The organism is Gordonia sp. (in: high G+C Gram-positive bacteria), assembly GCF_012515855.1.
Classification (GTDB): domain Bacteria; phylum Actinomycetota; class Actinomycetes; order Mycobacteriales; family Mycobacteriaceae; genus Gordonia.
Genome location: NZ_JAAYXO010000061.1, coordinates 1 through 21,634, shown reverse-complemented (window position 1 = coordinate 21,634; position 21,634 = coordinate 1). Strand labels below are relative to the sequence as shown.

Annotated in this window: 25 protein-coding genes; 21 read left to right on the top strand and 4 right to left on the bottom strand. The window is 68.1% G+C overall.

All coding sequences use genetic code 11. The features are described 5' to 3' along the window. The first annotated feature begins 6 nt into the window (after positions 1-6). The 11 genes from rimM to GX543_RS04065 all read left to right on the top strand — a co-directional run bounded on the left by rimM (position 7) and on the right by GX543_RS04065 (position 9,166). A complete protein-coding gene (gene rimM, locus GX543_RS04115; RefSeq protein ID WP_290849990.1) occupies positions 7-534 on the top strand; it encodes a ribosome maturation factor RimM in 528 nt (175 codons plus the stop codon). A gap of 1 nt (position 535) precedes the next feature. After that, entirely contained in the window at positions 536-1,216 is a 681-nt protein-coding gene (gene trmD / locus GX543_RS04110) for a tRNA (guanosine(37)-N1)-methyltransferase TrmD (protein WP_290849989.1), read from the top strand. Positions 1,217-1,247: 31 nt separating this feature from the next. Beyond that, on the top strand, positions 1,248-2,519 hold the full coding sequence (locus GX543_RS04105) for a hypothetical protein (protein WP_290849988.1): 1,272 nt from the start codon (positions 1,248-1,250) through the stop codon (positions 2,517-2,519). A 207-nt stretch (positions 2,520-2,726) separates the two neighbouring features. After that, positions 2,727-3,068, top strand: coding sequence for a 50S ribosomal protein L19 (rplS, locus tag GX543_RS04100; RefSeq protein ID WP_290849987.1), 342 nt, complete (start codon positions 2,727-2,729; stop codon positions 3,066-3,068). A 134-nt stretch (positions 3,069-3,202) separates the two neighbouring features. Next, complete coding sequence (gene lepB / locus GX543_RS04095; RefSeq protein ID WP_290849986.1) at positions 3,203-4,063, top strand: signal peptidase I; 861 nt, start codon at positions 3,203-3,205, stop codon at positions 4,061-4,063. Between the two features lie 4 nt (positions 4,064-4,067). Beyond that, positions 4,068-4,727 (top strand): ribonuclease HII, encoded by a 660-nt coding sequence (locus tag GX543_RS04090; RefSeq protein ID WP_290849985.1) that lies wholly within the window; start codon positions 4,068-4,070, stop codon positions 4,725-4,727. Beyond that, a complete protein-coding gene (locus GX543_RS04085; RefSeq protein ID WP_290849984.1) occupies positions 4,727-5,038 on the top strand; it encodes a DUF2469 domain-containing protein in 312 nt (103 codons plus the stop codon). The genes GX543_RS04090 and GX543_RS04085 overlap by 1 nt, the downstream gene beginning before the upstream one ends. 115 nt (positions 5,039-5,153) lie before the next feature. Then, complete coding sequence (locus GX543_RS04080) at positions 5,154-5,555, top strand: YraN family protein (protein ID WP_290849983.1); 402 nt, start codon at positions 5,154-5,156, stop codon at positions 5,553-5,555. 7 nt (positions 5,556-5,562) lie between these two features. Next, a complete protein-coding gene (locus GX543_RS04075) occupies positions 5,563-7,080 on the top strand; it encodes a YifB family Mg chelatase-like AAA ATPase (protein WP_290849981.1) in 1,518 nt (505 codons plus the stop codon). Beyond that, positions 7,077-8,204, top strand: a complete 1,128-nt coding sequence (gene dprA / locus GX543_RS04070; RefSeq protein ID WP_290849980.1) for a DNA-processing protein DprA — start codon at positions 7,077-7,079, stop codon at positions 8,202-8,204. Before GX543_RS04075 ends, dprA begins: the two co-directional genes overlap by 4 nt. A 98-nt stretch (positions 8,205-8,302) precedes the next feature. Continuing rightward, positions 8,303-9,166: a siderophore-interacting protein gene (locus tag GX543_RS04065; RefSeq protein WP_290849978.1), complete on the top strand. Its 864-nt coding sequence runs from the start codon at positions 8,303-8,305 to the stop codon at positions 9,164-9,166. A 27-nt stretch (positions 9,167-9,193) separates the two neighbouring features. Here GX543_RS04065 and GX543_RS04060 read toward each other — a convergent pair whose 3' ends face one another. Continuing rightward, a complete protein-coding gene (locus tag GX543_RS04060; protein ID WP_290849976.1) occupies positions 9,194-10,648 on the bottom strand; it encodes an MFS transporter in 1,455 nt (484 codons plus the stop codon). A 164-nt stretch (positions 10,649-10,812) separates the two neighbouring features. Between GX543_RS04060 and GX543_RS04055 the strand changes: the two genes are divergently transcribed. Beyond that, positions 10,813-11,691 carry a tyrosine recombinase XerC gene (locus tag GX543_RS04055; protein ID WP_290849975.1) on the top strand — a complete coding sequence of 293 codons (879 nt, stop codon included), beginning with the start codon at positions 10,813-10,815 and terminating at the stop codon, positions 11,689-11,691. Between the two features lie 21 nt (positions 11,692-11,712). Here GX543_RS04055 and GX543_RS04050 read toward each other — a convergent pair whose 3' ends face one another. Next, a complete protein-coding gene (locus GX543_RS04050) occupies positions 11,713-12,243 on the bottom strand; it encodes a M23 family metallopeptidase (RefSeq protein WP_290849974.1) in 531 nt (176 codons plus the stop codon). 269 nt (positions 12,244-12,512) lie between these two features. Between GX543_RS04050 and rpsB the strand changes: the two genes are divergently transcribed. From rpsB to GX543_RS04025, 5 genes are all read left to right on the top strand, one after another. Then, on the top strand, positions 12,513-13,358 hold the full coding sequence (gene rpsB / locus GX543_RS04045) for a 30S ribosomal protein S2 (RefSeq protein WP_290849973.1): 846 nt from the start codon (positions 12,513-12,515) through the stop codon (positions 13,356-13,358). Positions 13,359-13,473: 115 nt separating this feature from the next. Continuing rightward, positions 13,474-14,298: a translation elongation factor Ts gene (gene tsf / locus GX543_RS04040; protein WP_290849971.1), complete on the top strand. Its 825-nt coding sequence runs from the start codon at positions 13,474-13,476 to the stop codon at positions 14,296-14,298. Between the two features lie 132 nt (positions 14,299-14,430). Continuing rightward, the gene (gene pyrH, locus GX543_RS04035) at positions 14,431-15,183 is read left to right on the top strand and encodes a UMP kinase (RefSeq protein WP_290849969.1); all 753 of its coding nucleotides are present in this window, start codon (positions 14,431-14,433) and stop codon (positions 15,181-15,183) included. A 54-nt stretch (positions 15,184-15,237) separates the two neighbouring features. Next, positions 15,238-15,795: a ribosome recycling factor gene (gene frr, locus GX543_RS04030; RefSeq protein ID WP_290849967.1), complete on the top strand. Its 558-nt coding sequence runs from the start codon at positions 15,238-15,240 to the stop codon at positions 15,793-15,795. Continuing rightward, positions 15,792-16,655, top strand: coding sequence for a phosphatidate cytidylyltransferase (locus GX543_RS04025; RefSeq protein WP_290849965.1), 864 nt, complete (start codon positions 15,792-15,794; stop codon positions 16,653-16,655). Before frr ends, GX543_RS04025 begins: the two co-directional genes overlap by 4 nt. A 27-nt stretch (positions 16,656-16,682) precedes the next feature. On the opposite strand, the gene GX543_RS04020 is transcribed toward GX543_RS04025, so the two are convergent. Continuing rightward, the gene (locus GX543_RS04020; protein ID WP_290849964.1) at positions 16,683-17,096 is read right to left on the bottom strand and encodes a lipopolysaccharide assembly LapA domain-containing protein; all 414 of its coding nucleotides are present in this window, start codon (positions 17,094-17,096) and stop codon (positions 16,683-16,685) included. Positions 17,097-17,127: 31 nt separating this feature from the next. On the opposite strand from GX543_RS04020, the gene rlmN reads away from it, so the two are divergent. Then, complete coding sequence (rlmN, locus tag GX543_RS04015; protein ID WP_290849963.1) at positions 17,128-18,234, top strand: 23S rRNA (adenine(2503)-C(2))-methyltransferase RlmN; 1,107 nt, start codon at positions 17,128-17,130, stop codon at positions 18,232-18,234. 66 nt (positions 18,235-18,300) lie between these two features. On the opposite strand, the gene GX543_RS04010 is transcribed toward rlmN, so the two are convergent. Continuing rightward, positions 18,301-18,564: a DUF2631 domain-containing protein gene (locus GX543_RS04010; protein ID WP_290849962.1), complete on the bottom strand. Its 264-nt coding sequence runs from the start codon at positions 18,562-18,564 to the stop codon at positions 18,301-18,303. A 65-nt stretch (positions 18,565-18,629) separates the two neighbouring features. Here GX543_RS04010 and dxr point away from each other — a divergent pair, with 65 nt between their 5' ends. The 3 genes from dxr to GX543_RS03995 form a co-directional block, all read left to right on the top strand. After that, on the top strand, positions 18,630-19,799 hold the full coding sequence (gene dxr, locus GX543_RS04005) for a 1-deoxy-D-xylulose-5-phosphate reductoisomerase (RefSeq protein ID WP_290849961.1): 1,170 nt from the start codon (positions 18,630-18,632) through the stop codon (positions 19,797-19,799). Positions 19,800-19,821: 22 nt separating this feature from the next. After that, positions 19,822-21,030, top strand: a complete 1,209-nt coding sequence (locus tag GX543_RS04000) for an RIP metalloprotease (protein WP_290849959.1) — start codon at positions 19,822-19,824, stop codon at positions 21,028-21,030. Between the two features lie 53 nt (positions 21,031-21,083). Next, positions 21,084-21,634 (top strand): flavodoxin-dependent (E)-4-hydroxy-3-methylbut-2-enyl-diphosphate synthase (locus GX543_RS03995; protein WP_290849958.1); only part of this gene is annotated, 551 nt, incomplete at its 3' end.

Below are 21,634 nucleotides of genomic sequence, written 5' to 3'. Positions count from 1 at the left end.
CATCTGATGGATCTGGTGATCGGACGTGTCGTCAAGACGCACGGCGTCCGTGGTGAAGTCGTCGTCGACGTTCGTACCGACGATCCCGCCGATCGTTTCGCTGTCGGCACGGTCCTGCGTGGCCGTGCCGCTGCGAACGCGGGCGGCGGGGAATCTGAATACCGAGTAACAGCCGCCCGGATGCACTCCGGGCGGCTGTTGCTGTCGCTCGCGGAGGTTCGTGGACGCGATGAGGCGGACAAGTTGCGCGGAACGCTGTTCCTCATCGACGCCGCCGACGTCGACTCCGGCGACGACCCCGACGAGTTCTACGACCACGAGCTCGAGGGCCTCCCGGTGACTACCGTCGACGGGGAGGCGGTCGGCACGGTCAAGGAAGTGCTGCATCTGCCCGGCGGCGAAGTGCTGGCGGTGACGGCAGCCGACGGCCGCGAGGTGCTGATCCCGTTCGTTCGCGAGATCGTCCCGACCGTGACGCTCGAGGGCATCGAGATCGATCCGCCGGAAGGCCTCATCGAGCCGATCGAGCACTGACGTGCGCATCGACGTAGTCACTATCTTTCCCGAGTATCTCGACCCGATGCGGGCCGCGTTGCTCGGCAAGGCGATCGACGCCGGGCTGGTCGAGGTCGGCATCCACGACCTGCGTCAGTGGACCTACGACGTCCACCACAGCGTCGACGACGCCCCGTACGGCGGGGGGCCCGGCATGGTGATGAAGCCGCAGGTGTGGGGCGAGGCCCTCGACGCCGTCTGCCCCGACGACGCCCTCCTGGTGGTGCCGACGCCCGCAGGCGTCCCGTTCACCCAGGCCACCGCCGAGCGCTGGAGCACCGAGCAGCACCTGGTGTTCGCCTGCGGCCGCTATGAGGGCATCGACCAGCGCGTCTTCGACGACGCCTCCCGTCGCGTGCGTGTGGAGGAGGTCTCCCTCGGTGACTTCGTCCTCATCGGCGGCGAGGTGGCCGTGCTCGCCATGGTAGAGGCCACCACTCGGCTGATGCCCGGAGTGCTCGGCAATCCGCAATCGCACCAAGAGGATTCGTTCTCCGACGGGTTGTTGGAAGGCCCCAGCTACACCCGACCCAAGGTCTGGCGCGATCTCGAGGTCCCGCCGATCCTGTTGTCCGGCGATCACGCCAAGGTCGCCGCCTGGCGACACGAGCAGTCGGTGGAGCGAACGCGTGCGCGTCGTCCCGACCTGCTGTCCGACTGACCGGTTTCTGCTTGGCGTTGGTCGGCGTGTCGTGGAACCGAGCCGTTACCTCCTGCGTCCAACCTTCATGGGGACGTCGTGGATGGTGGAGACCGCCGAGATTCTGAGCCGCATCGATTCGATGGATCCGGCCGCAGCGGGCGCAGACAAGGCGGAGATCGGCCGCATCGCGGCCGCAGCCAAGAGTGCTGCCTCACGGTTGGCCGCGGCGTTCGGCGACGGAACGCTGGAAGGTGTTGCGGCGCGCGCCAGCACCGCGTCGAGCGTTGACCTCAGCCGACAGATCGACGCGACCTCGTCGATCCTGGACATGGCTCAGGGATGGCTGTCGGGCGCGGGCTCGACCCTCGGGTCGACGGTGGCGTTCCGACCGCGCATCGCGGCCGTCGAAGCGATGGGGGAACCCGGGAGCTCGGCCGTCGCTGCTGCGCGCACCGCGTTGGCGAGCCAGCTCACCGGTGTCTACAACGCGCCGATGGCGAGATCGGCGGGTGAAGTCTCGGGCACGTCGATGAACGTCGAGTCGGGCGCGGCTCGGCAGGGTGCCGGGGCCGCGGGGCTGTCCACCGACGGCGCAGATGCGGGTTCCGGTCCCGTCGGCGGCGTTCCGCAGTCGGACGGGTCCGGAGACGTCCCGCCCGCCACCGCACCGCAGACGCAGACGCCGACCGGACCGACCGACCCGGGCAGCCGACCGGGAGGGGAGACGCCGACCTCGAGTCCCCCTCCCGGCGCGGCGCCGCCGACTGGAGCGTCACCCGGGCCGTCGGCGTCGCCGGTCGGCAGTGATCCGCGCTCGGGCGGTCCGGCGGCCTCGGCGCCGGTCGGCGTTCCGCTCGCAGCGGGGCCGGTCTCCGGTGTCGCCCGACCGGTCGCCGGTGTTTCGCGAGTCAGCGGCCCGGGCTCGGCGATGGGGCGTCCGACGGGTCCGCTGACGGCGGGGGCCGGCTCGCCGGGGCTGTCGACCACCACACCGGGCACCGCGTCGTCCGCGACGTCGTCGGCTGCGCCCGCATCGACGTCGGCGAACGCCTCGCCCACGGCACGTCCGGGGCAGGCCCCCTACGGCGCGGGCCCCACGGCGCGGCGCACTGACGACCAACGCGCGCATCGTCCCGCCGACTACCTGCGATCGACCACCGAGGGGATGCTGGTCCTCGGGCCGCAGCCGGTGGTCGGACCGGCGGTGATCGGCCACGTCGTCGTGCAGCCGGAGGCGATCGAAGCGGTGGATGAGGCGGATCCGCGACATTCCGACACGGCAGAATCCGAGGATGATCAGGAACTGGATCTCACCCTGTGACCGACGTTCGGATCGAGAGCGGTGACCTGCGGCTGAGCGAATTTCCCTCCGGGCGGCATCAGTGGCACAATGTTTCAGGTTGCCTGCTGGATACATCTGTCTCCACTGCAGTGCACGGACATAGCAACGGGCACGAACCGGTCGAACCCCGACGATCCTCGTCAGGGCCGCCAGGTTCCTCTGCCCAGCCCAGATTGGACTAACTTTATGAACACCCTGGACTTCCTCGACAAGCAGTCCCTCCGTGACGACATCCCGGAATTCGGCCCCGGCGACACGCTCGACGTGCACGTCAAGGTCATTGAGGGCTCGAAGGAGCGCGTGCAGGTCTTCAAGGGCGTCGTGATCCGTCGCCAGGGTGGCGGCATCGGCGCGACCTTCACCGTCCGCAAGGTCTCCTTCGGTGTCGGCGTGGAGCGTACCTTCCCGGTGCACAGCCCTAACCTGGCCAAGATCGACGTCCTCACCCGCGGTGATGTGCGTCGCGCCAAGCTGTACTACCTGCGTGAGCTGCGCGGCAAGGCTGCCAAGATCAAGGAAAAGCGCTGATCTGAGCGGTTTCACCGCACACTTTCGCTTCGACCCCGGTCGGTGCTCCGTGACAACGGAGTCGCCGACCGGGGTTTCGCGTTTCGCACGACCGGAATCGGCTCGCGCGAGGATCGCTGGCTAGTCTGTAAGGCGTGGCAGACTACAGCGGCGGCGACCAGCAGGGCACACCCGAGGGCGACCCGGTCGGCAAGCACGACGACTCCGTCGATGAGAACCGAACCAAGCACTCCTTCACCTTCCGGGACGCCGACGAGGACTCCGACGAGAAGGAGGGCGGCAAGAGCCGCTGGCTCCGAGAGATCCTCATCATCGTCGGCATCGTGCTGGTGCTGCTGTTCGTCTTCACCCAATTCTTCTTCCGCCAGTACGTGGTGCCGTCCGAGTCGATGGAGCCGACGCTGACCGGGTGCTACGGCTGCACCAACGACCGCATCGTCGTCGACAAGATGGTCTACCGCTTTAGCGATCCGGAGCCCGGCGACGTCGTCGTCTTCAAGGGGCCCACCGAATCGTGGAACGGAAGTTGGACCTCACCGCGATCCTCGAACCCGGTGATCCACAAGGTGCAGGACGTCCTCTCGTTGTTCGCGTTCGCTCCGCCGGACGAGAACAACCTGGTCAAACGTGTCATTGCTACCGGCGGACAGACCGTCCAGTGCCGGGAGGCCGACGGTAAGGGCGTCACCGTCGACGGCAAGTCGCTCAACGAGCCGTACATCGACAAGAACCTGCAGACCGACAACTACCGGATCTCCGACGGTGTCACCAATGCGGGCAGCTGCTACGGCGAGGACTTCGGCCCGATCAAGGTTCCCGACGGGAACGTCTGGGTGATGGGCGACAATCGCAGCAACTCGGCCGACTCGCGCGCGCACATCGACGACGAGCTGCAGGGAACCGTGCCGATCTCCGATATTCGCGGCAAGGTCCGCACCATCATCTATCCGTTCTCCCGGATCGGCGGCGTCGGTTCGGTGAACCCGCAGGACTGATCCGATGACCCGATCGACCCGGTGGCCGCCTCGGTCGCCGGTCCGCAAGGCGGCAGGCCTCCGCACGCTCGAGTTCACCCTCGACCGGCAGGGCCTGGGGCCGGTGGCCGGCGTCGACGAGGCCGGTCGCGGCGCGTGCGCCGGCCCGCTGGTGGTCGCTGCGTGCGTCCTCGGGACCACCCAGCTGAAGTCACTCGCGACGCTCGACGACTCCAAGAAGCTCACCGAGTCGGCGCGCGAGACGCTATACGACGCGGTGGTCCGCTACGCGCGCACCTACAGCGTCGTCGCCATCCCGGCCGCGGAAGTCGATCGACTCGGCGTCCACGTGGCGAACATCGAGGGCATGCGGCGCGCCGTAGCGGGCCTCGATGTTCGGCCGGGCTACATCCTGTCCGACGGCTTCCAGGTTCCCGGTCTGGCCGCGCCGTCGCTCCCGGTGATCGGCGGCGACGGCAACGCCGCGTGCATCGCTGCCGCGTCGATCCTGGCGAAGGTCACGCGCGACCGCATGATGATCGCGATGGACAAGGAGATCCCCGGTTATCAGTTCGCGGTGCACAAGGGGTACGGCACCGCGTTGCACATGTCGTGCCTCGACGCGATCGGCCCCTCGCACGAGCACCGTCGCTCGTACCGCAACGTCCGCGATAGGCTGGCGTAATGAGCGCTGAGGATCTCGAGAAGTACGAAGCCGAGATGGAGTTGTCCCTGTACCGGGAGTACAAGGACCTCGTCGGTCAGTTCACCTACGTGGTGGAGACCGAGCGACGCTTTTACCTGGCGAACGGCGTGAACCTGATTCCTCGGAACGCCGACGGTGAGGTCTACTTCGAGATCCACATGACCGACGCCTGGGTGTGGGACATGTACCGGCCCGCGCGGTTCGTGAAGCAGGTCCGCGTGGTCACGTTCAAGGACGTGAACATCGAGGAGCTGGAGAAGTCGGAGCTGCGGCTCCCCGACGAGCCGTAAGAGCGCTGCGTCCGCGCAGGCCGATCTGTTGACCGATTCGGGGTTGTCCCCACTCGCCGCGGGGTGCTGTTCTGCTCGTTGAGTTCGGTGGTGCTCGCGGCCGATGCTGTCGGGCATGGGGGAGCAGAGAGCACGGGCGGGCACTGATCGTCGGCGGTTGATCGGGCAGATCGGCGAGGACATCGCCGCCGAGTACGTCGCGACGCTGGGATGGCAGATCCTGGCGCGCAACTGGCGGACGCGGAACGGGGAGCTGGATCTGATCGCCGCCGACGGCGACACGCTGGTCGTCGTCGAGGTGAAGACGCGGGCCAGCCGGACCTATACCGATCCGCTGGGCGCGGTGACGCCGCAGAAGCTGCGCCGGATGCGGTTGCTGGCGCGGCAGTGGTTGGCGCAGCAGGAGCGGTTCTGGGAGACCGTCCGCTTCGACGTGGTGTCGGTGCAACTCGATGTCGCCGATCCGGAAGACCTGGCCCGCGCCACGTGGTGGCATCACGTCGGCGTCGAGGAGTGAGCCCGTCGTGTCCGGGTTGGGACGGGTGTACTCGGTGGGGCTCAACGCCTTCGCCGCCGACATGATCGAGATCCAGGCGAACATCTCGTCAGGGCTGCCGGGGGTGACGATCAGCGGCAACGTCGACGCGTCGCTGCGGGAGGCGAAGGAGCGGGTGCGGGCGGCGATCTCGAACAGCGAGCTGAAGTTTCCGGGGACCAAGGTGACGATCGCGTTGGCGCCGGCGAGTCTGCCGAAGATCGGTCCCGGGTTCGACGTCGCCATGGCGATCGCGGTGCTGCTGGCGTCCCGGGAGGTCTCGCCGACCAAGCTCGAGGGCACGGTGATGCTCGGCGAGTTGGCGCTCGACGGCAGGCTGCGGCCGGTGCGCGGCGTGCTGCCGCGGCTGTTGGCGGCGCGGGATGCGGGCTTCGAGCGTGCCGTGGTGCCGATCGGGAATGTCGCGGAGGCGACGCTGGTGTCCGGCCTCGATGTCGGCGGCGCGCAGTCGCTGTCGGATGTGGTGCGGTGGCTGGCCGGTGACGTGGTACTCGACACCGTGGACGGTGAGCGGGCCGAGATCCCGGAGCCGACGATCCCCGACATGGCCGACGTCTCCGGACAGGCCGCGGCGCGGCGGGCGCTGGAGATCGCCGCGGCCGGTGCCCATCACCTGATGATGACCGGGCCGCCGGGCATCGGGAAGACGATGCTCGCGAGCCGGCTGCCGGGGATCCTGCCGCCGCTGGCGCCCGAGGAGGCGCTCGAGGTGACCGCGATCCACTCGATCGCAGGCACCCTGCCCGCGCACCACCCGCTCATCACGTCGCCGCCGTTCGTCGCGCCGCACCACAGTGCGGGCATCACCGCACTGCTCGGGGGCGGAACCGGCATGGCCCGGCCGGGATCGGTGTCGCGGGCGCATCGCGGAATCCTGTTTCTCGACGAATGCGCCGAGATGGGACCCAAAGTCCTCGACTCGCTACGACAGCCGCTGGAGGAAGGGGAGGTACGGATCTCGCGGCGCGACGGCACGGCCGTGTATCCGGCGCGCTTCCAGTTGGTTCTGGCCGCCAACCCGTGCCCGTGCGCGCCAGTCCACGACGTCGACTGCATCTGCACGTCGATTCAGCGGCGACGCTACCTGGGGCGGCTGTCGGGCCCGCTGATGGACCGCATCGACCTGCGGGTGCCGATGGAACCGCCCGCCAACAACGCGCTGATGACCGAGGCCGGCGAGGCGAGCGCGATTGTCGCCGAGCGGGTCGGCGCCGCGCGCGAGGCGGCCAAGCAACGATGGTCGACGGACGGATGGCTCACCAACGCGGAGGTTCCCGGGAACGCGTTGCGTCAGCGATACCGGCCGCCGCTCGCGGCGCTGCGTCCGCTGGAGCAGGCGCTCCGGCACGGTCGGATCACCGCGCGCGGAGCTGACCGGGCGCTGCGCGTGGCGTGGACGATCACCGATCTGCGCGGCGGAGACGAACCGGGGGAGGACGACGTCGTGTCAGCACTGATGTATCGCGATCGGGGAGGGCGAGCATGAAGGACGAGGAACTGCGCGCGTGGGCCTACTTGTCGGCGGTCGCCGAGCCGCCGTGCGCCCCGTTGATCGCGCTGGTCGACGACGTCGGGGCCGTGGCGGCCGCAGCGGCGATCAAGCAGCGGGCCGTTCCGTCCGCTCACCGACGAGTGCTCGTCCCCACGGAGGCGCGCGCGGCGGTCGACCGGTCGGCGCAGGACTTGGAGACCTGCGAACGGATCGGTGCCCGATTGGTCACTCGAGACGACGCCGACTGGCCGGCGTGGCAGCTGCTCGCGCTCGACCGAGCGGACACCGCGGCTCGGGGCGGAGCGCCGCTCGCACTCTGGGTGCGCGGTCCGCGGACCTGCGCGGAGATCGCCGACTCGTCGCTGGCGCTGATCGGCTCGCGGGCGGCGTCGTCGTACGGCGACTACGTGGCGGGCCAGATGGCCGGGCAGCTCGCCGACCACGGGTGGTCGGTGATCTCCGGTGGGGCCTACGGGATCGACGGCGCTGCACATCGCGGAGCACTGGCCGCCGGTGGGTGCACCGCGGCGGTGCTGGCGTGCGGGATCGATCGCGACTACCCGACGGGCCATGCGCAACTGCTGCGGGAGATCGCCCAGGAAGGTCTGGTCGTGACCGAGTACGCGCCGGGGACCGCCGCGGCCAAACATCGGTTCCTCACCCGCAACCGACTGGTCGCGGCGCTGGCCTCCGGGGTGATCGTGGTGGAAGCGGGACGCCGATCCGGGGCTGCGAACACGGCGGCGTGGGCCAAACGAATCGGTCGACCGCTGGGTGCCGTCCCGGGCCCGGTGACGAGCGCGACGTCGGTCGGAACCAACGCGATCATCGCCGAGGGCGACGCGACGTTGGTGGTCGACGGCGCCGCCGCCATCGCGTTGGCCTCACCCGACGGGCACGACGCCAGACCCGAGTCGCGGCGCCGACCGACGGACGGTCTGCGCGACGAGCAGAAGCAGGTGCTCGAAGCGTTGCCCGCCCGAGGCGGCCTCACAGTCGACGAGATCGCCTTCGTCTCGGGGATCAGCGTGGACGAGGTCCTGCGGTCGCTCGCGAGCCTGGAACTGGCCGGGTTCGTCGACGGCTCGGGCGGGACCTGGCAGCTGGTGCGGGGGTAGGCGCGGGCGGTGGGCGGGAGTGGCTCTCGTCCGCGACTTCCGAATCCCTGTTAGCCTGGCCTAAGAGAACGATTTACCTGCGTAAACAAGGAGATCGCGTGGCGAAGCGGTTGAACACGATGGCAGTCCTGCGCACTGAGCAGCTGACCCCGCACATGGTTCGGGTCTGGTTGGGTGGCGACGGCTTCGACGACTTCCTGCCGGTCGGCGGCGACGGCACCCCGGAGAACCCGGACACCGACATGTACGTGAAGTTCGTGTTCGCCCCGGACGGTGTCGAGTACCCGCATCCGCTGAACGTCGAAGAACTCCGCGCCACCCTGCCGCCGGAGCAGCGGCCGATCCTGCGGACCTACACGGTGCGCCACTACCTGCCCGCCAGCCGCGAGCTCGCCGTCGACTTCGTGGTCCACGGCGACGAGGGGATCGCCGGTCCGTGGGCGCGCGGCGTACAGCCGGGGGAGACCATCAGCTTCCAGGGCCCGGGCAGCGGCTACCGCCCCGACCCGGCCGCGCCGTGGCATCTGCTGGTGTCCGACGAAGCCGGCCTGCCTGCGTTGGCCGCGGCGCTCGAGGCATTGCCCGCCGATGCGCTCGCGAAGGTGTTCATCGAGGTCGCGGGGCCGGAGGACGAACTGGACCTCACCGCGCCGGTTGGCGCCGACATCACCTGGGTGCACCGGGGCGCCGGCTCGGCCGACGCCGCCGAGGACGTCGCGGGCGACAACGCCCCGATCGTCGCGGCCGTCAGGGCCGCGGAGTGGCTCGACGGCGAACCCCAGGTCTTCATCCACGGCGAAGCGCAAGCGGTGATGAAGAATCTCCGCGGCTATGTCCGGAAGGAACGCGGGGTCAGCGCCAAGCGGGCCGGGTCGATCTCCGGGTACTGGCGTCGCGGCCGCACCGAAGAGGGCTTCCGGCAGTGGAAGGCCGATCTTCGGAAGGTCGAGGGCGCGGGCTGACCGGGAGCGCAGACCCGGTCGCGGCGGTCAGTTGCAGTCGACGGGGTCGTCGACGAGTTCGCTGCGCGGCACCGAGAAGGCCGCGCCTGCGGCCAGCACACTGACGACCAGGGAGATGATGGTGGCCCAGACGTAGGCGTCGACCGTCGGGAACGGCAACGGCCCCGACGGCCCGTCGACCATCGCGATCGACGCCGACAGGATCATCGCGACGACGGCCGTGGCCAGCGAGGTGCCGATGGACCGCATGGTGGAGTTGACGCCGTTGGCCTCGCCGGTCTGTGTCACCGGCACCCATTCCATGATCAACGACGGCATCGCCGCATACGCGATACCGAGCCCGGCGCCGACCACGGCATTGATCCAGATCAACCAGATCCAGCTGGTGGCCCACGGGCCCACCAGCATCACCAGGAAGATCGCGTAGCCGAGACCGATGATGAGGCTGCCGAGCCCCAGCGAGATGCGCGCCCCGAACTGCCGGGACATCCACGCACTCACATACGAGAACGCGAACATCACCAGGCCGCCGGGCATCAAGACGAGGGCTGCCTGCACCATCGACAGCCCGGTTCCCGCAGGCGCCGACTCGGGGGCCATCAGGACCTGGATGGGCATCATCTGCATCGCGTAGAAGACGAATCCCGCGGCCATGGACGCGATGTTGGTCAGCAGCACGGGACGACGCACATTGATCTGCAGGTCGATCAAGGCGTTCGGGTGCCGCCGCTCGTACTGCCACCACAGCACGGCGACCACCACGAAGCCGGCGAACAGACCGAGCACGGTCGGGCTGGTCCAGCCCCACGCGTGCCCCTTGGACAGTGCCAGCAGGATGCACACCAGGAAGACGCTCAGGCCGAGTGCGCCGATCGCGTCGAACCGGCCACCGGTCGCTGTCGCACTCGCCGGAACGGTCGCCAGGACCGCCGCCATGGCCGCCACCGCGAAGCCCGCACTGACCCAGAACAGCGCGTGCCAGCTCAGATGCTGGGCGATCGCGGCGGCGAACGGCAGGCCCAGGGATCCGCCGACGCCCAGCGAGGCGCTCATGGCGCCGATCGACGAACCGAGACGGTGTATCGGCACGATGTCGCGAATCAGGCTGATGCCGAGCGCGACGGTGCCGATGCCCATGCCCTGCAGGCCGCGGCCGATGAGGAACGGAATCAAGCTCGACGACAGCGCGCACACCAGCGAGCCGACGGCCACGGCCGCCAAGCAGGCCAGCAGCATCCGGCGCTTGCCGACCATGTCGCCGAGACGTCCGGAGATCGGCGTCACGACGGCACCGGTCAGCAGGGTGATGGTCAGCGCCCACGCGGCGTTGGTCGGCGTGGTGTTCAGCAGCGTCGGGAGCTCGGGGATCAACGGGACGATGATCGTCTGCATGAGCGCGACGACGATGCCCGCCGCACACAGCACCGCGACCGCCAGGCGCGAGTTGGTCGAAGACCCCTCCGGAACTGCGGCGGAACTCATCGCCGGAATCGAGGTCGTGTGCTCAGTCAGCTCGGAACTCTTTCGATTTGTCACTATCACTACGGAACTAGATTGATACAGAACTAGACCTTTCACTATGGCCGGTCCGACGCCTACTAGCGAGTCCGCTGGGTGAGACGCCGCGAGCCGGGTACCTTTCGGGCATGACCGATGCGCTGATGGCGTTCGCCGAGCACCTGGGCTTCGAGAAGGGGCACAGCAAGCACACGGTGCGCGCGTACGTCGGCGACATTCGGGGCCTCATCTCGTTCGCCGGCGCCCGCGGCGTCGAGATCGGCGACATCGACCTGCCGTTGCTGCGCGCCTGGCTCGCCGAACACGCGCGCCGCGGCGATGCACGCACGACCATCGCCCGTCAGGTCTCGTCGGCCAAGACCTTTTGCGCGTGGGCGGTCCGACAGGGGCTGCTGCCGACCGATCCCGCCCAGCGCCTGCAGGCGCCGAAAGCACACCGGGTGCTGCCCACCGTGCTCGCGCCCCAGCAGGCGGCCGCGGCGGTCGACGCCATCGACGACGACGCTCCCGTCGGACTCCGAGACCGGCTGATCCTGGAACTGCTCTATGCCAGCGGCATCCGCGTCGGCGAACTCTGCGGACTCGATCTCGGCGACGTCGACACCGACCGTCGGGTGATCCGCGTGGTCGGCAAGGGCGACAAGGAACGGGCCGTGCCGTACGGCGGGCCCGCCGCCACCGCGCTGGACCGATGGTTGTCGAAGGGGCGTCCGGCGTTGGCCACCCCGGCGTCGGGGGAGGCACTGCTGCTGGGAGTCAAAGGCGGACGGCTGGATCAGCGCATGGCGCGGACCGTGGTGCATCGAGCCACCGAAGCCGCCGGTCAACCTGTCGGTCCCCACGCACTGCGCCACAGTGCGGCGACCCACCTGCTGGAGGGCGGCGCTGATCTGCGCGTGGTGCAGGAACTGCTCGGCCACTCGTCGTTGGCGACGACGCAGCTCTACACCCATGTCAGCGTCGAACGGTTGCGCGCGGTGCATCAGCAGGCCCATCCGCGCGCCTGACCGGCCCTACTCGTTCATCGCCTACTCATTCATCCCTGGCTCGTTCATCACCGGTTTCAAACGCACGCGCAGCAATCCGAGCAGGCCCAACGGGTTCAGATAGTCGGCCTGCCTGCCCGCCCCGCGCCGAGCGCCCCAGTGCAGACAGGCCTCGACCGGACATCCGGCATGCCCAGACGCCAGATACCCGATCACCTGACCGGTCGTGACGTGCTCGCCGCGACGGACCTGCGCGGTCACCGGCTCGTACGTGGTGGTGATGCCGTCCGGATGCAGGACTGAGATCACCGGCCGTCCCGCCACCGGCCCGGCGAAGGTCACCGTCCCCGCACGGGCCGCCAGCACGGCAGCGTCCGGACTGCTCCCGAGATCGACGCCCCGATGCCCCGACAACCAGCGCTGCGCCGGTGGGTCGAAGGACCTGCTGACCGACGGACGGGGCTGGAGCGGCCAGTCGTAGGCGGGGCGGGCGGAAGTGGAGGGCTGGGGGAGGGAGAGGAGGGCGGTGATCAGCGTGAGTGCGGCGAGGAGGACTGGTCGGTAGTGGGTCATAGTAGTTAGACGCTGGCGGGGTGGGTTTGGATCCATGGGTGGGGTGGCGTGTCGGGGGTTGGGGTTGACTCCGTCGCGACTTGCCTGGTCGTCTGGGATCGGAGTAGTCTGGCCGACGCACTCGGGCATGTCTCGAGTGACTTCGCGCGCCCGCGAGAAGACACCAGAACACGCAGTCCCGGATCCGTCCGGGTGTGACTGACGGTGGCGGGCGCCAGGGCCGATCCTCAACCCGAGAATCGGCGACAACTGCGAGAGAAGGACTATTCATGGCTGTCGTAACCATGAAGCAGCTGCTGGACAGCGGCGCACACTTCGGTCATCAGACCCGTCGCTGGAACCCGAAGATGAAGCGCTTCATCTTCACCGACCGCAACGGCATCTACATCATCGACCTGCAGCAGACGCTGTCGTACATCGACCGCGCCTACGAGTTCGTCAAGGAGACTGTCGCCCACGGCGGCACCGTCCTCTTCGTCGGCACCAAGAAGCAGGCGCAGGAATCGATCGCCGAAGAGGCGACGCGCGTCGGCATGCCGTACGTGAACCAGCGCTGGCTCGGTGGCATGCTCACCAACTTCCAGACCGTCCACAAGCGTCTGCAGCGTCTCAAGGAACTTGAGACCATGGAGCAGACCGGTGGCTTCGAGGGTCGCACCAAGAAGGAAATCCTCATGCTCACGCGTGAGATGAACAAGCTGGACCGCACCCTCGGCGGCATCCGCGACATGGCCAAGGTCCCCTCGGCCGTGTGGGTTGTCGACACCAACAAGGAGCACATCGCCGTCGGCGAGGCTCGCAAGCTGAACATCCCGGTCATCGCGATCCTGGACACCAACTGCGACCCGGACGTCGTCGACTACCCGATCCCGGCGAACGACGATGCCATCCGCAGCGCCGCTCTGCTGACTCGCGTGATCGCTTCGGCCGTCGCCGAGGGCGTGCAGGCACGCGCAGGCCAGGCCAGCGGCGACGCGAAGCCCGAGGCCGGCGAGGGCGAGCCGCTCGCCGAGTGGGAGCAGGAACTGCTGGCCGAGGCCACCACGCCTGCTGCAGCTCCTGCCGCCGACGGCGCGACTGAGGCTCCGGCCGCAGAGCAGTCGGCCGCAGAATAAGTACGACCGAACAAGAAACGGGCTAGGCCATAGAGCCCTTTCTCCGGCGGGGTGACACACCCCGCCGGAGAATCTTGTCTCTCGATCACAAATCGAAGAAGGAGGGTCGCCACACATGGCGAACTACACCGCTGCGGACGTCAAGCGTCTGCGCGAACTGACCGGTTCGGGAATGCTCGACTGCAAGAACGCTCTTGCGAACAACGACGGTGACTTCGACAAGGCTGTCGAGGAGCTCCGCATCAAGGGCGCCAAGGACGTCGGCAAGCGCGCCGAGCGTTCGACCGCCGAGGGCCTGGTCGCGGCACGCGACGGCGTCATGATCGAGCTCAACAGCGAGACCGACTTCGTCGCGAAGAACGACGAGTTCCAGAAGCTGGCCGACGACGTGCTGGGTGCCGCCGTCGAGCTGCGCTCGAACGACGTCGACGCACTGCTGGCCGCCAAGCTGGGCGACGGCACCGTCGCCGACGCCGTCGAGGCGCTGTCGGCCAAGATCGGCGAGAAGCTGGTCCTGCGTCGCGTCGCCGCATACGACGGCCCGGTCGCCGTCTACCTGCACAAGCGTGCCTCGGACCTGCCGCCGTCGGTCGGCGTGCTGGTTTCGTACACCGGCGAGGGCGACGCTGCCGCGGAGGCCGCTCGCGGCGCCGCCATGCAGGTCGCTGCCCTGCGCGCCAAGTACGCTTCCCGCGACGAGGTCCCCGCGGACGTCGTCGAGAGCGAGCGTCGCGTGGCCGAGGAGACCGCCAAGGCCGAAGGCAAGCCGGAGCAGGCTCTGCCGAAGATCGTGGAAGGCCGCCTCAACGGCTTCTTCAAGGACGTCGTCCTGGTCGACCAGCCGTCGGTCACCGACTCCAAGAAGACCGTGAAGGCCATCCTGGAAGAGGCAGGCGCCTCGGTTGCTGCGTTCAGTCGCTTCGAGGTCGGCCAGTCCTGACCTGAGGCACCCCAGCACTTTCCGGCCCCGGAATCTGCCCGCGAGGGCGATTCCGGGGCCGGAGTGCGTAGCAGGGGGCCGCGGCACACTAAGATGGATGAAGTTTGTGCTGACACTCGAGCGAAGGAAGAGATGAGCGAACTGCAGTCGACCGCAGACGAGGGTAGAGCGGGCTTCTCCCGAGTACTTCTGAAACTCGGCGGCGAGATGTTCGGCGGGGGATCCGTCGGCTTGGATCCCGATGTGGTCGGCGCAGTGGCCGACCAGATCGCCGAGGTCGTCTCCTCGGGCGTGCAGGTGGGAATCGTGATCGGTGGCGGAAACTTCTTCCGCGGCGCGGAGCTGCAGCAGCGCGGCCTCGACCGATCGCGGTCGGACTACATGGGCATGCTCGGCACAGTCATGAATTGCCTTGCGCTGCAGGACTTCCTGGAGAAGCGTGGGATCACTACCCGGGTCCAGACCGCGATCACCATGGGGCAGGTGGCCGAGCCGTACCTGCCGCTGCGCGCCGTCCGGCACCTGGAGAAGGGCCGCGTCGTGATCTTCGGCGCCGGCATGGGCATGCCCTACTTCTCCACCGACACCACGGCGGCCCAGCGGGCGCTGGAGATCAAGGCCGAGGCCGTGCTGATGGCGAAGGCTGTCGACGGCGTGTACTCCGACGACCCGCGGGTGAACCCGGATGCCGAGCTGTTCCGCGAGATCACCCATCGCGAGGTGATCGAGAAGGAGCTGAAGGTCGCCGACGCCACAGCGTTCAGTCTCTGCATGGACAACAACATGCCGATGCTGGTGTTCAACCTGCTCGAGCGTGGAAACATCGCACGTGCGGTGGCGGGCGAGCCGATCGGCACGCTGGTCAGCACGCCGCAGGCCGACTGACCGCCCTCGGCATCGAACTCGAACGTCCAGATCGTAAGGAAAGAAGAAGGTCACATGATCGACGAAGCCCTGCTTGAGGCCGAAGAGAAGATGGAGAAGGCGGTCGACCATCTGCGCAACGACATGGCGTCCATCCGGACCGGTCGCGCGAACCCCGCCATGTTCAACAAGATCGCCATCGAGTACTACGGCTCGATGACTCCGATCACGCAGGTCGCGAGCATCAACGCTCCGGAACCGCGGTTGATCGTCATCAAGCCGTACGAGGCATCGACGATGGGCGCCATCGAGACGTCCATCCGCAACTCCGACCTCGGGGTCAACCCGACCAATGACGGCAACGTCATCCGCGTCGCGATCCCGCAGCTCACCGAGGAGCGTCGCAAGCAGCTCGGCAAGCAGGCACGCGGCAAGGGCGAGGACGCCAAGGTCACCATCCGCAACGTCCGCCGCAAGGCCGTCGACGAGCTCAAGCGGATCCAGAAGGACGGCGACGCAGGCGAGGACGAGGTGGTTCGCGCCGAGAAGGATCTCGACAAGACCACGCACGGGTACACCGACGCGGTCGACGAACTGGTCAAGAACAAAGAAGCCGAGCTGCTCGAAGTATGACGAGCACACCGGAGCGGGCGGAGTCGGCGCCCGGCGGGACCTCACGAGCGGGTCGCAACCTCCCCGCGGCGATCGGAGTCGGCGGCAGCCTCGGGGCGATGATCATCGTCGTCCTGCTGTTCGCGCCGAACGGGTGGTACGTGGTCGTGTCCATCGCGTTGGCGATCGCGACCTGGGAGGTGGCCAAGCGTCTGCGCGACGGCGGCTACGCCGTTCCGGTGATCCCGCTCATCGTGGGTGGCCAAGCGATGCTCTGGTCGTCGTGGCCGTTCGGGCTCGAGGGCACGTTCGTGGCGATGGCCGCCACCGTCCTGGTGATGATGGTCTGGAAGCTGTTCGCCCAGGGCTTGGCCAACGCGCCCGAGAACTACATGCGCGACCTGTCGGTGTCGACCCTCGTGCTCGCCTGGCTGCCGATGCTCGCCACCTTCGGCACCGAGATGGTCCGCGAAGACCAGGGCAACATGCGCGTGTTCACGCTGGTCCTGGTAGTCGTCTGCTCGGACGTCGGTGGCTACGCGGCCGGTGTGCTCTTCGGTAAGCACCCGATGGCCCCCGCCATCAGCCCGAAGAAGTCGTGGGAGGGACTCGGCGGTTCGCTGGTCGTGGGGACGCTGGGCGCGGTGGCCTGCGCGCTGTGGATCCTGGACACGCCGAACTGGTGGATCGGTCTGGTCCTCGGCCCGCTGCTGGTGCTCGTCGCGACCACCGGAGATCTGGTGGAGTCGCAGATCAAGCGCGACCTCGGCATCAAGGACATGGGCACCCTCCTGCCCGGACACGGCGGCATCATGGATCGCCTCGACTCGCTGCTGCCGTCCGCATTCGTCACCTGGGCCGTGCTGGCCTGGCTGCTGTGAGCAGCAGCCAGGCTCCCGGCCGGTGACTCACGACTGCTGCTTGCCCGCCTGCTTCACGACGCGGTTCAACTGAAGGATCCGCGCGCCGCCCAGCGCGGCGGTGATCAGTGAGCCGATGATGGCGGCCACCAGCATCGCCACACCGACCGGCAGGTCGATCTTGCCGAAGAGTACGTTCACCTCGACGTTCTCCAGATTCGCCACGATGAAGACCAGCAGCAGAATCATCGCGATCACACCGACCACCCACGCCACGTAGGTGGCGCGCGTCCGGGTGCGCGAGACGTCTTCGACAGCCTTGCGAAGCCGCCTGCGCTCCTCGTCGATCTCTTCGTGGAGCCGTTCGCCCGCGCCCGCGTGGGACGTCGCGGCGGTGTCGGCGGATTCCGTAGCGGGGATTTCCGGGAGGTCCGCACCGTCCTGCGGATCTGGAGTCGTCATCTCTCCATGATCACATGAGACAATGGAACACGTGACTTCTCTGCCGCTCGTGTTCGACGCTCCCAAACGTGGCCTGCCGCCCAAGCATTTCGCCGACTTGGATCCGCAGGGCCGGATCGATGCCGTCGCCGAGCTCGGGCTCCCGAAGTTTCGTGCGAACCAGCTGGCCAAGCACTATTTCGCCCGATTGACGGCCGATGTCGACGAGATGACCGACCTGCCCGCGGGTAAGCGCGAAGCCGTCCGGGAGAAGCTGTTCCCGACGTTGATGACGCCGATTCGCAACGTCTCGTGCGACGACGACAGCACCCGCAAGACGCTGTGGCGGCTGCACGACGGAACGCTGCTGGAATCGGTTCTGATGCGCTATCCGGAGCGGAACACCCTGTGCATCTCCTCACAAGCGGGCTGCGGCATGGCGTGCCCGTTCTGTGCCACCGGCCAGGGCGGCCTGGACCGCAACCTCTCGACCGCCGAGATCGTCGACCAGGTCCGCGCGGCCGCCCGCTCGCTGCGCGACGGCGAGGTCGGGGAGCCGGGCCGACTGTCGAACATCGTCTTCATGGGCATGGGCGAACCGCTCGCCAACTACAAGCGGGTGGTGGACGCCGTCCGCAAGATCACCTCGCCGGAGCCCGAGGGCTTCGGCATCTCGGCACGCTCGGTCACGGTCTCGACCGTCGGCCTGGCCCCGTCGATCCGCAGACTGGCCGACGAAGGCCTGTCGGTGACGCTGGCGGTGTCGCTGCACACCCCCGACGACGAACTCCGCGACACCCTGGTGCCCGTCAACAACCGGTGGTCGGTGTCCGAGGTGCTCGACGCTGCGCGCTACTACGCTGACACGACCGGTCGCCGGGTGTCGATCGAGTATGCGCTGATTCGCGATGTGAACGACCAGCCGTGGCGAGCGGACCTGCTCGGGAAGAAGCTCCGCGCCGCGCTCGGCCCGCTGGTGCACGTCAACCTGATTCCGTTGAACCCGACGCCCGGCTCCGAGTGGGACGCCAGCCCCAAGCCGGTGGAGGCCGAGTTCGTCCGGCGGGTGCGCGAGCACGGGGTGTCGTGCACCGTCCGCGACACCCGCGGTCAGGAGATCGCGGCGGCCTGCGGCCAGCTCGCGGCCGAAGAGAAGTAGACCCCTGCACAACGACGAGGGCCCCGGACTGGAAAGTCCGGGGCCCTCGTGTGGCAGATCTGCGCGTCAGCGCTTCCAGGCGCCCTTGCGCGGGATCATCGCGTAGACGGTGTAACCCATCAGCGACACAGCGATCACGATCAGCCAGATGTCCTCGACGTGGCCGACGTGATTGCCCTTCAGCATGCCCAGCAGGATCAACGCGGTGACGAACGACGCCGCGGCGATCGACTTGCGGGCGACACCGTGCCAGCCGAATCGTGCCGACGGGGCGTTGACGGGTTCGCGTGCCCATCCGGTATCGACGGTTGCAACCTCAGTGCTTGCCACGTTCACTCCTTATGACGACCGGTAGTAGTCCGGCCTACAGCATAACCCGACCGATATGCGCGACAATGGCAGGTGTGACGACTCGCGTTTTGATTCTGGGATCCACGGGATCCATTGGCACCCAGGCCCTTGAAGTGGTGGCCGAGCATCCGGAGCGGTTCACCGTGGTCGGCCTCGGCGCCGGGGGCGGCAACCTCGATCTCTTGGAGAAACAGGTGGCGGCGACCGGACTGTCGGCCCGCCAGGTGGCAGTCGCCGATGCGGCGGCCGCCGCAGCCCTCAGCGACCGACTCGGGGGACCCGTCCTGGGCGGCCCCGAAGCCATGGTGGCGCTCGTCGAGTCGGTGGAAGCCGATGTCGTCCTCAACGGTGTCGTCGGCGCCATCGGGCTGGGGCCGAGTCTGGCCACACTCAAGACCGGAGCACGGCTCGCGCTGGCCAATAAGGAGTCGCTGGTGGCCGGCGGTGCGCTGGTGCTCGACGCCGCGGCACCCGGGCAGATCGTCCCGGTCGACTCCGAGCACTCGGCCATCGCGCAGTGCCTGCGGGGCGGCACACCGGCCGAAGTCGACCGACTGGTGCTCACCGCATCCGGTGGCCCTTTCCGCGGGTGGAGCGCGGAGCAGGTACGCGATGTGACGCCGGAACAGGCGGGCAAGCATCCGACCTGGTCGATGGGGCCGATGATCACCCTCAACTCGGCGACGCTGGTGAACAAGGCGCTCGAGGTGATCGAGGCGCACCTGCTTTTCGACGTCGCCTACGACCGCATCGATGTGACCGTTCACCCGCAGTCGATCGTTCACTCGATGGTCACGTTCGTCGACGGTGCGACCATCGCCAAGGCCTCGCCCCCTTCGATGAAGCTCCCGATCGCCCTGGCGATGGGCTGGCCGGATCGGGTACCCGGGTCGTCGGCCGCATGCGACTGGACCACCGCCGCCACGTGGACGTTCGAGCCGGTCGACAACGAGGTCTTCCCGGCGATCGAACTCGCCCGGGCCGCGGGCACGGCGGGCGGCAGTCTGACGGCGGTGTACAACGCGGCCAACGAGGTGGCCGCCGAGGGTTTCTTCGCAGGAGCGATCACCTTTCCGCGGATCGTCGGCATCATCGGCGATGTGCTCGACGACGCACATCAGTGGTCGTCGAGGCCAGGTACTCTCGATGAGGTGCTGGAAGCAGATCGGTGGGCGCGGATGCGCGCCGCCGAGTTGGTCTCCGCGCAGTCGTAACCCGGTTGGATGGAGTCGGTAAGTGAGTCTGGTGCTCGGCGTCGCGCTTTTTGCGCTGGCCTTGCTGATCTCGATCGCATGGCACGAACTCGGCCACATGTGGGCCGCCCAGGCCACCGGAATGAAGGTGCGCCGCTACTTTGTGGGCTTCGGGCCCACGGTGTGGTCCACCCGGCGCGGTGAGACCGAGTACGGCATCAAGGCGCTGCCGCTCGGCGGGTTCTGCGATATCGCGGGAATGACGCCGCACGAGGAACTGACCGACGACGAGCGCGCGCGGGCGATGTATGCGCAGCCGACGTGGAAGCGTCTGGTGGTGCTGCTGGCCGGCCCGATGCAGAACTTCATCCTCGGCTTCGCCCTGATCGTGGTCCTCGGCCTCGGCTGGGGCCTGCCGATCATCGGTGACCAACCCGTCTACGCGACCTCGGTGGAATGCGTCGCCCCGTCGACCGATGCGCAGGGCAAGCCGGTCGAGTGTTCCGGCCCGGCGCCCGCGGCGGCGGCCGGAGTGCAGGTCGGCGATCGGATTCTGGCGGTCGACGGCGAGACCGTCAGCGGCTCCGGCGACCTGGTTTCGCGGGTCCAGCAGTCGTCCGGGAGCGTAGTCCTGACGGTGGAGCGGGACGGACAGCAGCACGACCTCACGGTTCCGGTCACCCAGGTTCAGCGGATGGTGGCGCGCGAAGGCGAGACGCCGACGCCGGCCGAGGTCGGGGCGATCGGTGTCGGACTGGACACCCAGACCGTTGCCGAATACGACTTCCTGACCGTGTGGGGCGGAGCGGTCAGCTTCACCGGCGACATCATCACCGAGACGTTCAAGGCCCTGCTGTCGCTTCCGTCGAAGGTGGCGGGACTCTGGGACGCGGTCACCGGCGGCGAGCGCGCGGTCGACAGCCCGGTCAGCGTGGTCGGTGCGTCGGTTCTCGGCGGTCAGGCCGTCGAGCGCGGCTACTGGGACATGTTCCTGGGGCTGCTGCTGAGCGTGAACTTCTTCCTCGGCGCGTTCAATCTGGTGCCGCTGTTGCCGCTGGACGGCGGACACATGGCCATCGCGCTGTTCGAGAAGGCGCGCAACACGGTCCGCCGGTGGTTCGGTCGCAGTGCCGCGGGCCCGATCGACTACTACAAGCTGCTTCCGCTGACCTACGCGGTGGTCGTGGTGATGGGCGGCTTCATGCTGCTGACGCTCACCGCCGACATCGTGAATCCGATCAAGGTCTTCTGATCGGAAGTCGGTAGACTTGACGACAAAAGCGCATGTCATAAGAGAGAAGGATCATGACTGAAATCGGCCTCGGAATCCCGTCGGCTCCGCCGCCCGTGCTGGCGCCGCGCCGCAAGACGAGGCAGATCATGGTCGGCGACGTCGGTGTCGGCAGCGACTATCCGATCTCCGTCCAGTCGATGTGCACCACCAAGACGCACGACGTGAACGCCACCCTGCAGCAGATCGCGCAGCTCACCGCTGCCGGATGCGACATGGTGCGCGTGGCGTGCCCGCGCCAGGAGGACGCCGATGCGCTCGCGGTGATCGCTCGCAAATCGCAGATCCCGGTGATCGCCGACATCCACTTCCAGCCCAAGTACATCTTCGCGGCGATCGATGCGGGCTGCGCCGCGGTGCGCGTCAACCCCGGCAACATCAAGGAGTTCGACGGACGGGTCAAGGAGGTCGCCAAGGCGGCCGGTGCCGCGGGCACGCCGATTCGCATCGGCGTCAACGCGGGTTCGCTCGACAAGCGGCTGATGGAGAAGTACGGCAAGGCCACCCCCGAGGCGCTCGTCGAGTCGGCACTGTGGGAGGCGAGCCTGTTCGAGGAACACGGCTT